At 60.3% G+C, this 14,374-nt stretch carries 10 protein-coding genes and 1 tRNA gene; 8 read left to right on the plus strand and 3 right to left on the minus strand.

All coding sequences use genetic code 11. The annotated features are described in order from the left end of the window. Positions 1-4: 4 nt before the first annotated feature. On the minus strand, positions 5-715 hold the full coding sequence (locus tag EPN93_18075) for a histidine phosphatase family protein (GenBank protein TAL31370.1): 711 nt from the start codon (positions 713-715) through the stop codon (positions 5-7). A gap of 124 nt (positions 716-839) precedes the next feature. On the opposite strand from EPN93_18075, the gene EPN93_18080 reads away from it, so the two are divergent. From EPN93_18080 to EPN93_18090, 3 genes are all read left to right on the plus strand, one after another. Then, on the plus strand, positions 840-1,619 hold the full coding sequence (locus tag EPN93_18080) for an electron transfer flavoprotein subunit beta/FixA family protein (protein TAL31371.1): 780 nt from the start codon (positions 840-842) through the stop codon (positions 1,617-1,619). Beyond that, positions 1,616-2,602 (plus strand): electron transfer flavoprotein subunit alpha/FixB family protein, encoded by a 987-nt coding sequence (locus EPN93_18085; protein TAL31372.1) that lies wholly within the window; start codon positions 1,616-1,618, stop codon positions 2,600-2,602. Before EPN93_18080 ends, EPN93_18085 begins: the two co-directional genes overlap by 4 nt. A 102-nt stretch (positions 2,603-2,704) precedes the next feature. After that, positions 2,705-7,261: a PAS domain S-box protein gene (locus tag EPN93_18090; GenBank protein TAL31373.1), complete on the plus strand. Its 4,557-nt coding sequence runs from the start codon at positions 2,705-2,707 to the stop codon at positions 7,259-7,261. Here EPN93_18090 and EPN93_18095 read toward each other — a convergent pair. Then, positions 7,242-7,925: a TetR/AcrR family transcriptional regulator gene (locus EPN93_18095; GenBank protein ID TAL31374.1), complete on the minus strand. Its 684-nt coding sequence runs from the start codon at positions 7,923-7,925 to the stop codon at positions 7,242-7,244. The two genes, EPN93_18090 and EPN93_18095, sit on opposite strands and share 20 nt — an antisense overlap. Before the next feature lie 177 nt (positions 7,926-8,102). On the opposite strand from EPN93_18095, the gene EPN93_18100 reads away from it, so the two are divergent. From EPN93_18100 to EPN93_18120, 5 genes are all read left to right on the plus strand, one after another. Continuing rightward, positions 8,103-9,113, plus strand: coding sequence for an extracellular solute-binding protein (locus EPN93_18100; protein ID TAL31375.1), 1,011 nt, complete (start codon positions 8,103-8,105; stop codon positions 9,111-9,113). Beyond that, entirely contained in the window at positions 9,113-10,660 is a 1,548-nt protein-coding gene (locus EPN93_18105) for an iron ABC transporter permease (GenBank protein ID TAL31376.1), read from the plus strand. Before EPN93_18100 ends, EPN93_18105 begins: the two co-directional genes overlap by 1 nt. Next, positions 10,657-11,382 (plus strand): ABC transporter ATP-binding protein, encoded by a 726-nt coding sequence (locus EPN93_18110; protein ID TAL31377.1) that lies wholly within the window; start codon positions 10,657-10,659, stop codon positions 11,380-11,382. Before EPN93_18105 ends, EPN93_18110 begins: the two co-directional genes overlap by 4 nt. 560 nt (positions 11,383-11,942) lie before the next feature. Further along, positions 11,943-12,443 carry a transcription elongation factor GreA gene (locus EPN93_18115; GenBank protein ID TAL31378.1) on the plus strand — a complete coding sequence of 167 codons (501 nt, stop codon included), beginning with the start codon at positions 11,943-11,945 and terminating at the stop codon, positions 12,441-12,443. Positions 12,444-12,756: 313 nt separating this feature from the next. After that, complete coding sequence (locus tag EPN93_18120; GenBank protein ID TAL31379.1) at positions 12,757-13,986, plus strand: DUF1015 domain-containing protein; 1,230 nt, start codon at positions 12,757-12,759, stop codon at positions 13,984-13,986. Between the two features lie 115 nt (positions 13,987-14,101). Here the strand turns inward: EPN93_18120 and EPN93_18125 are convergent. Beyond that, positions 14,102-14,174 (minus strand) — tRNA-Ala (locus EPN93_18125). Positions 14,175-14,374 lie beyond the last annotated feature (200 nt).

Consider the following 14,374-nt stretch of genomic DNA (forward strand, 5'->3'; position numbering starts at 1 on the left):
CCCGTTACCTGTAGGTGATGAGTGCGCCCCCGTCGTTCATTTCGAGGTGGCAGTAGTCGTTAAACGATGCCAGGGTGAGCCTCTCCTCGCTGTATTTGAAGCGCGTCACGGAGCTGTTCACGACCTGCCAGCAGAGCCTCATGGTCTCTTCGCCCGAGAGGCCCGTCGCATACTGCACCGATGCCGAAATGGTTCCCCCGGAGGTGAACACGATCACGCGCTTCCCGGCGCCGTTTTCCTTCATGATGCGCGTGAGGGAGTGCTTCACCCTTTCCTGGAACTCATTCCAGGACTCAAGTCCGTTTGATTCGAATCCGCCTCCCACCCACCTGAGCATCGCGCGCTCGAACACGCGCTGAAATGATTTGCGGCTGGTAAACAGCGCCTCTATGTCCGGCGCGAGCGTGGGGTCTTCCCGGACGAGACCGGGAAGGATCGCGGTGAGAATCGCCTTCGAGTCGTATTCGTCGAGTCCGGGAATCGTCACCGGCGCGGGAAGCTCGACGCCCTGCGTTGTATAATAGTCGATGAACGCGGCCGCCGAATAGCGCTGGCGTTCGAGCGTGCCCGAGTACAGCGCGTCGAAGCGTGCGCCCAGCGCGTGCAGGTGGGAGGCGAGCAGTGCCGATTGCCGTGTCCCCGTGGGCGACAAGACATCATAGTTTTCCTTGCCGAACGAGGCCTGCCCGTGTCTGATACAATAGAGTTCACTCATGCCCGCACCTTTCCCAGAAACTAGCGCCGTACCGGGAACCGGTCAAGAAAAATATGAACGATCGTTCGTTTTTTTATTGTCAGCCCGCACAGGTCGCGTAGTATGAGGTCTGATACACCAGGCAATGGACGGGCGTATGAAAATTCTGGTATGCATAAAACAGGTAGCGGATGCGGAATCGAGGTTCCATATCGCCCCCGGCGGGAGTCGTATCCTCTTCGATCCGGGCGCGGTCTACCGCATGAACCGCTACGACGAATTCGCGCTGGAGGAGGCGCTCAGGGTGAAGGACGCCGCGCCGGACACCCTGGTCCATGCGGTATCCCTGGGTCCCCCGCGCGCGGAGAGCACGCTCAGGCGCGCGCTGGAGATGGGCGCCCATGACGCATTCCGGATCGAGGGCGACGACGAGGGCGTGATGCCCGCGCTGTGGAAGGCGCGCATGATAGCCGCGTGGGCGGTTACGTGCGGATACGACCTTGTCCTGGCAGGGGTGATGTCGGAGGACAGCATGTCCTGCCAGTTCGCGCCCGCACTCGCGGAATACATGGGGGCGGCATCGGCGACGGGGGTCATGGAAATCGCGATCGCCCCGGCGGGCGGCCGCGTCACCGTTGGGCGCGAGATCGATTCCAACACGCGCGAGATCGTGGAGCTCTCCCTGCCGGCGGTGCTCGCGGTGCAATCGGGCATCAATCGTCCTCGCTACCCATCGCTCTCCAACGTGCTGCGCGCGAAGGAGCGAATGATCACGACGGTTCGTTCCGATACTCCCGCGGGCCCCGATCAGGACATCCGGTATCACGAGGCCCCGCGCGGCAGGGAAGGACGCATCCTGGCCGGGAGCCCCGCGGAAAAGGCGGCCGCACTCTGCGATTTCTTCCACGAGGTCTCGCTGCTATGACGCGCGTTCTCATCGTCCTCGCCGAGCGCGCACAGGGCCCGGCGCCGTTCGCGATGGCGGGCGAGCTCGCCGCCTGCGCGCGCGCATTCGGTGGTAACGACGCCGAAATCGCCCTGGCATTGCTGGGGGGCGGCACCGAAGAAATGACGACCGAACTTTCGCGCGCGACCGGGTGCCCCGTGTATTCTTTCGAGTATCCCCACGGAGCTGTGTATTCGTGCGAAACCTGCACGACCGCGCTTGCCGCGCTCGCGCGGGAAACCGGCGCGTCCGTAGTGCTCGTTCCGCATACCCCGCGCGGGTACGATTTCGCCCCGCGTCTCGCCGCGCGGTTGGGCGCGGCGTGCGTGACCGGGGTGGAAGGAATCGAGCGTAACGGTGACACCGTCAGGTTTTCCCGGTCCGCGTGTTTCGGGAAGCTTCGAGCTGCGATCGCGCGCGGGGAAGGCCTGGTCGTCGCGACCGTGATGCCGGGCTCGTTTGGCGCGCCTGACAATGCGTGCGCGGGATCGCCGGAGGTGTATCGGCGCCCCGCCCCCGGGCCGTGGATGTGGACGCACACGGTGAGCGAACGCGTCACGGGAAGCGGGAGCCAGGATTTTTCAAGCGCGGAGGTGATCGTGTCCGCGGGGAAGGGCATGCAGAAAAAGGAAAACGTGGAGCTCGCACGGGAGCTCGCGAAGCGCTTTCCGCGATCGGCGGTGGGCGGTTCCAGGATCGCCTGCGACCTGGGCTGGCTGGGATACGAATCGCAGATAGGAATTACCGGCAGGAGCGTCGCCCCCCGGCTCTACATCGCCTGCGGCATCTCGGGCGCGTTCCAGCACGTCTCGGCGATCCGGGGTTCGCGCTACATTGCGGCGATCAACCGCGACCCGTGGGCGGCGATATTCCGGGAGGCCGATATCGGCGTGGTGGAAGACGCTGTTCATTTCATCCCCCTCCTTATCGCCGAGATCGATCGCAGAAAGGGAACGTCCTGAACCGCGCTTTTTATTGACATTTCGCGGGAATCATGCGGAAATCCACCTGCATCGCGGAACTCACGAAAATAAGGCCGCGATGGTGCGGGAAGGAGAACGCTCGTGGGCTTTTTGGAAACCTTTTACGCGAATTTTTTTACGGTAGGGGCGCTCATACCCACCATTTTCAATTTTTTCCTGGCCTACCTGTTTCTCTCAATAAAAGAGAAGTCGCGTTCCACGTTCCACATCGGGATGAGCATGCTGCTCCTTGCCGTGTTCAACCTCGCCTACCTGGTCGCGGGGAGCTTCTATCATCCCTGGGCGGCCTATCACCGATGGGTCACGACCGGCGTAATATTGCTTATCGAAACGCATTTTACCTTCTTCATTTATCATATCGGCAGGGAGGAGCGTACGCCCGCGGCACGATGGCTGTTCCGGGGGATGTATGCGTGCAGCCTCCTTGTGGCGGTGTTCTTCTACGCCTCCACGGTCAGTGCCGGGAAGGTTTTCATCGCGTCGGCGCACCAGTGGGATTTCGCGACGGAGGGTGCGAGCAGGGTGGTGGGAGTATTCATATTGGTATATATCCTTATTTTCGTCGGGGTGATGGCGTGGAAACTCTACGATATGCGGGGACGCAGTTTTGGGCCTATCCTCGCCATGAGCATCACCTACCTCGTTTCAGGAATAGTGCCCACCATCGCCAATATTCTCAGCCGCAACGGCGTAATCGAACGCGGGCTCTACCAGGTGATATGGGATCTCTTCATTATATTCGGGTTTTTCATCATAGCCATCCTGTATCTCAACTACACGGAGGATCGGACCAGTTTCATGGCAAAAATCGTGGGGATCAGCATGGTGACCATGCTGGTGATCCTGCAGGGCTTCAGCTATTATTCATTCAAGGATCATGAAGTCGCCTACGATGCCGCGCACTCGGTAAAAACCCATCTTGCGGCGGAGACCGGTGAAATTCTCCCCGAGATGTCGTACGCGTACCGGGTGTCGACTGGCGGGAAAACCGCGCCCGACCGCATCTATGGCGTAATGGACGAGATGAAGCCGGTCATAGGCCGTTGGCGCGGCGAGCTCTACAACGCCGCGCTGCGGGCGCGCCTCGCCCGTATCCCCGGCGGGGAATTTGAAAAGACCGTAATCGACGCCGTGCGAAACACGCCGTCCCATTGCACGGCCTATAGGATGTTCATCCTCACGGTGCTCCAGAACGCTTCCGGGGACGGGAGCGCGAAAAAGGAAACGGTCCTGGGCGCACTGGACCGCATATCCCGCGCGGTGCGCTATCATCGCGGAAAGATAGAGGCCATGGGGGACGATTCGTTCAGGGAGGAGGTCGTCGCGTACACCGACCGTCACCGCGAGGATTTCTACCCTTTCGCACAGGTTCTGGCAAGCCATGTGCGCTACAGCGGGAGCGAGGGTGCGGCGCTCAGGGACGAGGTCCTGGCGTTCATAGCCCCCATGGACGAACCGGGCACCCGGCGCTACCGGGAGAGCGGGGACGAGCGTTTCGTTTCGTTCATCCATGTTGACGGGGGCGGCGAGTGGGCCTTTGAAGCCGGCTTCCCCTACCGGGGATACCGCGCGTACCTCCATCCCGCGGCCATGAAATTCGTATGGGCGCTTTTTATCATCATGGTGTTCGTGACCCTGGGATACGGCATTTTTTTCCAGGGGGTATTGATAGGCCCCCTGAACGAGCTTGTGCACGGTCTCGAGGAGGTGCGGAAGGGGAACCTGGGGGTAACCATCCCGGTAAGGAAAGAGGACGAGGTCGGTTTCATGGTGCGAAGCTTCAACACCATGGTCGAGGGGCTGGGAGACGCGCGTGCGCGTCTCGATTCTTACGCGGACGAGCTCGAGGAGATGGTGGCCGAACGGACCCGGGAGCTCCAGGCATCGGAGGCCCGGTACAAAAACATTCTCGCGAGCATAGGGGAGGGGTATTACGAGGTCGATCTCAAGGGGAACGTCACCTTCGTCAACGATTCCATCGCGCGCATCCTGGGATACTCGCTGGAGGAAGTGCTGGCCATGAACTACAGCCAGTTCATGCCGGATAATGACGTGGGTAAAAAGATATTCCAGATATTCAATGTAATATACGCCTCCGGCGAGCCGTCGCCCATCTTCGATTGGAAGGTGTTGCGCAAGGACGGCACGGTGCGCACCACCGAGGGTACCGCCTCGCTCATCGTGGATTCCGGCGGGAATCCCGCCGGTTTCAGGGGGATCCTGCGCGACATGACCGAGAAGCTCGAGGCGGAGGAGGCGCTCAATCGCAGCGAGAAGAAATTCCAGGCGATCATCGCGACCATCCACGAAGGAATCTATGAAGCGGACCTGGCTGGAAATTTCACGTTCGTGAACGACGCCATCGCCGAATTTTTCGGGTATTCGAAAGATGAAATGCTGAACGTCAACTTTTCGCGGATCGTGCCCCCGGAATCGGTCCAGTCCGTGTTTGAAATCTATCACGAGGTCTACATCACCGGCAAGCGCAAGGAGCTCATCGTGTTCGAAATAGTGCGCCGCGACGGGAGGCGCCGCTACGCGGAACATTCCATAGAGCTTATTACAGCCCCGGACGGCACGAAAACGGGATTCAGGGGGGTATCCCGGGACATCACCGCGCGCAAAAAAGCGGAAGAGGCCCTGGTGGAGCTCGACCGCCAGAAATCGCGCTTTTTCGCGAATATATCCCACGAAATCCGCACGCCCCTCACCCTCATGCTGTCTCCCATCGAGTCGGTCATCCAGGGGGATTACGGGAAAAATATTTCCGCCGATTTTTTCAGGAGCCTTCACAAGAACGGGATCAGGCTGCTCAAGCTCATCAACGATCTGCTGGATTTCTCGAAGATCGAGGCGGGCCGCATGAACCTCCGCGTGCAGGAAATCGATGCGGTCGATTTCCTCATGTCCTTTCTCCGGACCGTCCGCTCCGCGGCCGGCGCGAAGCGTGTGGCGATACGGTTTTCGCAACCCCAGGCTCCTCTCATGATCTGGGCGGATAGCGACAAGCTCGAGAAGATAGTAATGAACATATTCTCGAACGCCCTCAAATACACGGAGGGCGGAGGGAGCATCACGGTTTCGGTGAAGGCGGACGGGGACGTCTGCCGTATAGCGTGCGAGGACACGGGGGAAGGCGTGCCGCCGGAAAGCCTGGGAAGAATATTCGACCGGTTTGGACAGGCGGGCGAGGGGCCGGGGGGGCATCGCGAGGGTACGGGTATCGGCCTCGCCCTGGCCAGGGAATTCGCGCTGCTCCACGGAGGGGACATTCGCGTTGAAAGCCGGCACAAGGCGCACTACCCTGAAAACCATGGGAGCGTGTTCACGGTATCCCTGCCCCTTGGCAAAAAGCACCTGGAATACCGTGAGGACGCGGCGTTCATCGAGTCAGGGGAGATCGAATCGGCGATCTCCGACCATGCGCGCATCGCCCTGCATGCCCTGCAGGATCCTGGCGGGGAGTCGCGGACGGAGGACGGCGGGGGCGCAGATACCGGCGTGTCGGAAGACCGGGCCGTTACGCTCCTGGTCGTCGACGATAACCAGGAGATGCAGTCCTTTATCGGGTTTCTCCTCGGAAAGGAATACCGGCTCCTGTTCGCGTCCAACGGCGAGGAAGGCCTGTCTGCCGCGCGGGAACACCGGCCGGACCTGATCGTCACCGACGTCATGATGCCGGTCATGGACGGGTACGAGATGACGCGCCTGCTGAAATCGGACCCCGCGTTGAAACAGATACCGGTGCTCATGATCACCGCGAAGGCGGAGCTCGCCAACAAGATCGAGGGACTGGAACACGGCGCGGACGATTACCTTACCAAGCCCTTCAACTCGAAGGAGCTCCTGGTGCGCATCCACTCCCTGTTAAGAATGTACGAATACCAGCGCCTCATTTCGGCGCGGAACCTGGAAATCGAATACGAGCTCGACATGGCGCGCCTGATACTCGAACGCCTCCTGCCGAGCCAGGTTCCCCTTGTGCCGGGAATACGCACACATGCCGTGTGCATGCCCATGGACAAGGTGGGGGGAGATTTCTACGATCTCTACGAGCAGGACGGGCGGCTGTATTTCTTCATCGCCGACGTCTCGGGCCACGGACTGCACGGCGCATTTCTTTCGCTCATAGCCAAGATGGCGCTGGACGGCGCCCGCGAAAAAAGCGCGCCCCCGCTCGCGCTGGCGGCGGTGAACCGCGCGGTGTACCGGTCGACGGTCAACAGCAACTTCGTGACCGCGTTCTACGGGGTGCTCGATGTGGCTTCGCGCCGGGTGCGCTATTCCTGCGCGGGGCATCCCGCGCAGATCCTGCATCGCCGCTCCACGGAAGAATTTATCGAGCTCAAGACGAAGGGAATGCCGCTCGGCTGGTTTCCCTCGGTGCGGCTGGAAGAGGCCGAGGTGACGCTTCGCGCGGGCGATCGTCTTCTCATCTTCACCGACGGTATCACCGAGTGTCTCAGCGAAGCGAAGGAATTGTTCGGGGAGGAGAGGCTCATGGACTGCATGCGGCGCGGCGCGGGGGACAAGGCGGATTATTTCTCGGGGCGCCTTGTTAAGGAATTGGCGTCATTCCGCGGATCCGACAGGTTCAATGACGATCTCAGCTTTATCGTCATTGACGCTGAGGTTTAGCATGGGCGGAGGCCTGCCGCGTGAAAATCCCGTCCCGAAACACCGCCGTTATCTCCCCGGCGATCTTTTCGATATCGACGGGAGCCTTCTCATTTTTCTTGTGCACGAAATAATGATACGCGACGTGAAGCAGGGCCCCGTCCAGCAGATTGGCGGTTAATTCGACGTTCAGGTCTTTGCGGACGTTTCCCGCGCGAATCCCGAGCTCGAGATCGCCCTGAATAAGGGTGTAAATCCTTTTTTCCATCTTCCTGATGATTGACTCGAAGTCCCTTTGAAGCCCGTGTCCCATGCGCAGCACTATGTTGCACATTTCACGGTCGCTTTCGAAGAACACGAGCGTCATGCGCACCCTGTGCCTGAAATAGTCCACGGGGTCTATCGTCTTGATGGATACCCCGGTGATGCCCGTGGACACCGCGTTCTCCCATTGCCGGTAAAAATTGTCGAGCAGGGTGGTGAAGATATCATCCTTGTTCTTGAAATACTGGTACACGGTGCCGCGCGCGATGTCGGCGGCCTTCACGATGTCGCTTATCTGGGTCTCGTAGTAGCCATTCCTTGAAAAAAGTCTCTTGGCAACCTCGAGTATCTGTCTCTTCCGCTCTTCCGCATTCATTGTTCGGATCCCTTGGCTCTCTATCTTTCGCGAACCCTGACACATTGCGCCGATTATGTCAATTTCATTTTATCCCCGGGAACAGGATGCCGCCGGACATCGGTTTGAAAAGTCAACGGGTAAGCGGGAATAGCGAACGCCGCGTTTCACACACAATCCGGGAATGTGAATTTGCAGTAAAATCTGCTTGATAGGCGGACTTTTCTATAGTAGGCATTTTGCATGAGTATCGTGAAAAAATTCTCTGCGTCCATTCTTGTCCTCGGTATTGCGATATTCGTTGCGGGCTCTTGTTCCCGAAAGCCGCGCGTGTGGATATACGCGAGCATCTATAAGGAAGTAATCGCGGAGATGAAGCCCCTGCTCGAAAAGGCGCTGCCGCCCGGTGTCGAGGTCATGTGGTTTCAGGGGGGAAGCGAAACCATCGCGAGCAAGGTGAATGCGGAGCTTGCCGCCGGCCGCACCCGCGCCGATATCATCCTTACCAGCGATCCCTTCTGGTATTACGAGCTGAAAATGGCCGGCATGCTCCTGCCGTACGAATGCGCCGCCGCGTCCGAGGTCCCGGGATATTTCATGGATCCCGACCGTCATTTCGCGGGCGTGAGGCTCCCGGTCATGGTGATCGCCTACAACCCGAAAGCACTCGACGAAAAGGACGCGCCCCGATCCTGGAAAGATATTATCGGCCCCCCGCACAAGGGAAAGGTCAGCATGCCCAATCCCCTCGAATCGGGATCGGCGTTCACTGCGGTCGCGATGCTCGAGCGGATGTTCGGCTGGGATTATTTCAGGGAGCTTCGCGCGCAGGACTTGCTGGTCGCCGGGGGAAACAGTTCGGTCATCACGCGCATGGAAACGGGAGAACGGCCGGTGGGCATCGTCCTCCTGGAAAACGTGCTCAAGGCGCGCCGGAAGGGCTCGCCCGTCATTCCCGTCTACCCCCTGGACGGGACCATACCGGTCATAAGTCCCATCGCCATCATGAAGGACAGCCGCCGGCCCGAGCTCGCGCGAAAAATCTACGACTGGTTCTTCACCGACGAGGCGCAGCGGGCCATCACGGCGGGATACATGTATTCGCCCCTGAAGCGGATGCCCGCGCCTCCCGGCGGCAGGGAGTTCGCCCAACTGGAACCGGGGCTCATGCCCTGGTCCCTCGAAATACAAAAGGAAATCTATTCCCGGCGGCAGGAACTTAAAAACACCTTTACGGATATTCTGCTGCGCTGATGGACCTTTCATTCCTCAATGAACCGGTGGTAAAGGAAGCCATAGTGCGGTCTCTCTGGCTGAGCCTCGCCGTGTCCGGATTCTCGGGACTGTTCGGGTGCGTCATGGCCTGGATCGCCTCCCGCACCGATGTCGCGGGGAAGGGCGCCCTCGCCACGCTGCTTTCGATCCCGTACGCGATTCCCGCCTACCTGCTGGGAATGGCCTGGATCGTGCTTGGCAACCCCGCGGTGGGAATACTCCGGGGCGTGTTTCCCTCCCAGGGCATTTACGGCTTCTGGGGAATGGTGCTCGTGGAAACCACCGTGGCCTTCGCGTTTCCCTACCTGGAACTGCGCGCCGGGTTCGACCGGCTTGATCCCTCGCTCGAGGAGGCGGCGCGCATGAGCGGCGCCCCGCCGTGGCGCGTATTCCGGGACGTGAGCCTGCCGCTGCTGTGGCCGCCGCTGCTCAACGGGATGAGTCTCGCCTTTCTCTATACACTCTCGTCGTTCGGAGTACCGGCGATGCTCGGCATGCCGGTGCGCGAGTTCGTGCTCACGACGCTCATTTATTCGCAGTTCAAGCTGGGCGGATTCCAGGGGCTCATGACGGGATTCAAGCTCGCCGCCCTGCTGCTCGTGATCGCGCTCGCCGTGCTCGTGTTCTCCAACAGGCTCATGCACGCCTATCGCAAACGGGCGGGCGCCTTCCTCGCGGCCCGCTCATCACGGCCCTCGCTCGTCCTCCTGGGACGGGCGCGCATTCCGCTCAGCGCGATCTCGTGGGCGCTCGTGGGCGTGATGCTCGCCCTGCCGTGGTGCGCGCTCGCCCTGTCGGCGCTGGCGCCCGTCGCCGGCACCTACGCGCCCTCGGCATGGACGCTGCGCAACCTGGGCTACGTGATCTCGCTCCCGGATTTCCGAGAGGCCCTGGTGAACTCGCTCACCCTTGCAGGGGCAGTATCGGCCCTGCTGGTCTTTGCCGGTTTCCTCGTGGCGTACGCCGCGGTGCGCAGGGGGAGCAGGGCGGCCCGATGGTGCATAGAGTCGCTCGGTGCCGGGTTCGCTGCCCCCGGCACCGTGATCGCGCTCATTATTATCATCGTATCCGCGCGGGTGAGCGTGTCTCTGGGCGATTACGGATTCATGGCCGATATGCCGCTCGTGTGGATGGGAATCGCCTACGCCGTCAAGTACGGGGCGCTCGGCTCCAGGATGCTCGCGGCCTCCTTCCGCCAGGTTCACCCCGCCCTGGAGGAATCGGCGCGGGTATGCGGCGCGGGCACCGCGCGCGTACTCGCCGACATATGGGCGCCCATCCTAAAGAAAACCATCGCGGCGGCGCTCTTCCTGAGCGCGCTGCCCATGTTCACCGAGCTCACCATGAGCGTGCTCCTCACGGGCCCGGGCGCCGCGACCCTGGGCACCGTATTGTTCCAGCTCCAGGAATACGCCGATCAGCCGTCGGCGGCCGCGCTCGCCTGGATGATCCTCACCGCGGCGCTGGCGGTCGCGCTCGCCGCGCGGGGCGGGAAGACCGTAGACATACTGGAGGAGCGTTCATGAACGTACTGCGTCTTACCGGGGTATACAAAAGCTTTGGACACAACGAGGTGCTGCGCGACATTTCGCTCTCGGTGACCCACGGCAGCTTTCTCGCGCTGCTGGGCCCCAGCGGCTGCGGGAAAACGACGCTCCTGCGCATCGTCGCGGGCCTCGAGGAGCCCGATACGGGAGAGGTGCTCCTGGATGAAAGAATCCTGTTTGGGGAAGGGAGTTTTCTCCCGCCCGAAAAACGGGGATTCGGAATGGTCTTCCAATCCTACGCGGTGTGGCCTCACATGACCGTGCATGAAAACGTGGAATACCCGCTCAGGATCAGGAAACTTATCAAGCCGGTCCGCGGGGAAAAGGTCGCCCGCGCGCTCGAGCTGGTACACCTGGACGGGTTGGGCGGGCGTTTCCCGCACCAGCTTTCGGGCGGGCAGCAGCAGCGCGTCGCCCTCGCGCGGGGCATCGTCATGGAACCGCCCGTGCTCCTGCTCGACGAGCCGCTCTCGAATCTGGACGCGAAGCTGCGCGCCGAGATGCGCCGGGAGCTGCGGGACCTGCACCGCGCGCTCGGGATCACGATTCTGTACGTCACACACGACCAGCGCGAAGCGTTCGAGATGGCGACCAGGGTCGCCGTCATGAACGAGGGGCGCATCGAACAGGACGGCTCACCCGAGGAGATTCGAACCCATCCCGCCCCGGGGTTCGTCGCGGATTTTTTATCGGACCATTGAGCCGCCCTTCGACTGCGCTCAGGGTGACTCCCCTTTGACCGCGGCCAGGGTGACCGTAGGGTCTCAGCAGGGGCAGGCATGATCCGCAAGCTAAAAAGCGCCCCCCATACCCCCCGGCGGGGGGCAACGACATCTGCCAATGGTAAAAAATGCATATTCTGCCGATTGTTGAAGTCCCCCTCCGGGGGATTTAGGGGGCCTCCTCAGGAAGTTTTCGTGATACAGGGAATGATCAGCCAGGGTGTTGCGGTGCGCGCGCGCGAAAAGTGATGAATTTGCGGTGTCTTATCTCCGACAATATTAATGGAAGCGGCGGTCCTCATGCCTGCGTATTTTCGCGGGATCCCGGGGACATGGATTACACGGATGGCACGGAAAGCTCACGGATGAATAAAAAAGTGGTTGATATCGCTGCATACAGGATCGAGAAAACCCTCCAAAAGAGCGGTTTTGCCGTAAAGAAAGACAAGAACAAGAATATCAAGCTCCTCATCAAAATCAATGCAAAATGACTTTTCACATGCGTGAGCGGAGCAATCTCACACCGGCGAGGTATCGGCATGGATGACTCCATCGAAGAAAAAAAGCTCAAACTGCGGGAAGAGCTCGACCGGCTCAAGTACGAATTCAAGGTCGAGCTCCCGAAGCGCATCGCCGAGGCCCGGACATACGGCGATCTCAAGGAGAACGCAGAATATCACGCCGCGCGCGAGCGCCAGGGGATGGTCAAGGCGCGTATCGCCCAGCTCTCGAACCAGTTCAGCCAGTTGTCCAATCTGAACCTGTCCGACATCTCAAAGGATAAAATCGGCTATGGTTCGACGATCGTGGTGCAGGACGTCGAAAGCGGCGACCGGCTCGAATTCACGCTTGTCGCGTCGAACGACGTCAAGCCCTCGGAGGGGAAAATCTCGGCAACCTCACCGGTGGGCATGGCCCTTCAAAATCACACCGTGGGCGAAACGGTCGAGATCACGATACCCGCGGGAAAAAGAAAATTCCTCATCGAGCGCTACATCACCATCCACGGCGGCGTATTCGAGATGGACCCCGAGGGCTGATTCCCCGGAGTCCTCGTTCGGTAAACCCGATCGTACGGCCGGGTCAACAGCCTGTCGGAGCATCGACCCCCACTCCCTTGAACGAAATCTCCCGAATAGTGTACATGGAGATATTGACTTTGGTTGTTTCATCAGGGATGTTCAAGAAAATCCCCCGCCCTTGACGGGAGGGGTTAGGGGAGGGTGAAGCTTTCACCCCCACCCAGCCTCCCCCATCGAGGGGGAGGCTGGGCATGCCCCGGCAATTAATACTTGAAAAAATGCCTCGCGTGCCCACACGTGCCCACTATACTTTATTGAACCAGAGGTTTTCATGGCACGCATCAAGGCATTCAGGGGACTTCGTCCCGAACCAGGGCGCGTTTCCCGTGTCGCGGAGCTTCCCTACGACGTCGTCTCATCGGACGAAGCGAGAGCGATCGCGCAAGACAGGCCCGAGAGCTTTTTCCACGTCTCGAAGCCCGAGATAGACCTGCCCGCACACGTATCGATGTATGACGATTCCGTCTATGCCGCCGGCAGGAAGAACCTCGAACGGTTCATCGCGGACGGCGTATTGAAGAAGGATGACGGGCCCGCGCTGTATCTCTATACCCTGGTAATGGCAGGGAGGGAGCAGACCGGTCTCGTGACATGCCTGAGTATCGACGACTACATGAACGAGCTCATCAAGAAGCACGAGCTCACCCGCGAGGACAAGGAAAAAGACCGCATGCGGCATATGGACGAGCTCAACGTCCAGGCGGGGCTTGTCTTCACGTTCTATAAGGAAGACGGGGCGGGCGCCCCGCTGTTCGCCAGGGCGTTGGCACTACCCCCGGAGAGCGATTTCACCACCGGGGACGGCATCAGGCACGTATTCCGCGTAATCAGGGATGCGGAGCTGATCGCGGGATTCACGAAAATGATCGCGCCGCGGCCCCTCTACATCGCCGACGGGCATCATCGCGCCGCGTCGGCCGCGAAACTGGGCATCGCGCGCAGGGCAACACGGTCCACTGCCCCCGGGGAGAGCGAGTCCGACTGGTTCATGGCGGTGGTATTTCCCCACGACCAGCTAAGGATTTTCCCGTACAACCGCGTGGTAAAGGACCTGCAGGGCGCGTCCCCCGCCCAGTTCATTGAAAAGCTCTCCCGGAGGTTCAAGGTCGGGAAGACCGGCGAAAAAATGCCCCCGCACGGGCATTCCTTCTGCATGTACCTGGAGCATCAATGGTACCTGATCGAGCCCTCGTTCAAAATCGCACCCGGTCCCATCGAGGGTCTCGACGTGACCGTGCTTCAGAACGAAGTCCTGGGGCCCCTGCTCGGCATTGCCGATCCGCGCAGGGACAAGAGAATAGACTTTATCGGGGGGATAAGGGGCCCGGAGGAACTGGAGAGGGTGGTGGATGCCGGCGCTTTCAAGGTCGCGTTTTCCATGTACGCGACTTCAATAGAAGAGTTGATCGCGGTGGCCGATATCAACGGCCTCATGCCGCCCAAATCCACCTGGTTCGAGCCCAAAGTGCGAAGCGGCATCGTGCTGCACCAGCTGGACTAGTCGACGCGCGCGGGATCGAGTGGGGCGCCGATACGCGTGTTGCAGGGCGCTTTTGGACGGTACGAACAAATTATCTTGACATCGAGCCTTATGCGGGATATTGATTAGAAGGGTGTGGAGACGAGGGGAATCGAACCCCTGACCTCTTGAATGCCATTCAAGCGCTCTCCCAACTGAGCTACGCCCCCGGGTCCACGCGAGCCGCGTGTGTCCGGATAGTGATTCGGGTGCAGTCGATTTGTCAATAGAAATTTTGACCCGGTTGCGGGGCTTGATAATTTTCTGGATAAGGAAGGGGCTGCCATGAGTAACGAATTGGAGAGCCTGCGGAAAGAAAACCTGGGGCTCAAAAAAGAGCTGGAACAGATCAGGAAAATGCTCAGCGGTC

It is taken from the genome of Spirochaetota bacterium, from assembly GCA_004297825.1.
Taxonomy (GTDB): Bacteria; Spirochaetota; UBA4802; order UBA4802; family UBA5368; genus FW300-bin19.

Bases quoted from the DNA above. Each gene is read 5' to 3' on its own strand.
- EPN93_18120 (TAL31379.1), top strand. From the start codon at position 12,757: ATGGCACGCATCAAGGCATTCAGGGGACTTCGTCCCGAACCAGGGCGC.
- EPN93_18095 (TAL31374.1), bottom strand. From the start codon at position 7,925: ATGTGTCAGGGTTCGCGAAAGATAGAGAGCCAAGGGATCCGAACAATG.
- EPN93_18110 (TAL31377.1), top strand. From the start codon at position 10,657: ATGAACGTACTGCGTCTTACCGGGGTATACAAAAGCTTTGGACACAAC.
- EPN93_18085 (TAL31372.1), top strand. From the start codon at position 1,616: ATGACGCGCGTTCTCATCGTCCTCGCCGAGCGCGCACAGGGCCCGGCG.
- EPN93_18105 (TAL31376.1), top strand. From the start codon at position 9,113: ATGGACCTTTCATTCCTCAATGAACCGGTGGTAAAGGAAGCCATAGTG.
- EPN93_18115 (TAL31378.1), top strand. From the start codon at position 11,943: ATGGATGACTCCATCGAAGAAAAAAAGCTCAAACTGCGGGAAGAGCTC.
- EPN93_18080 (TAL31371.1), top strand. From the start codon at position 840: ATGGACGGGCGTATGAAAATTCTGGTATGCATAAAACAGGTAGCGGAT.
- EPN93_18075 (TAL31370.1), bottom strand. From the start codon at position 715: ATGAGTGAACTCTATTGTATCAGACACGGGCAGGCCTCGTTCGGCAAG.
- EPN93_18100 (TAL31375.1), top strand. From the start codon at position 8,103: ATGAGTATCGTGAAAAAATTCTCTGCGTCCATTCTTGTCCTCGGTATT.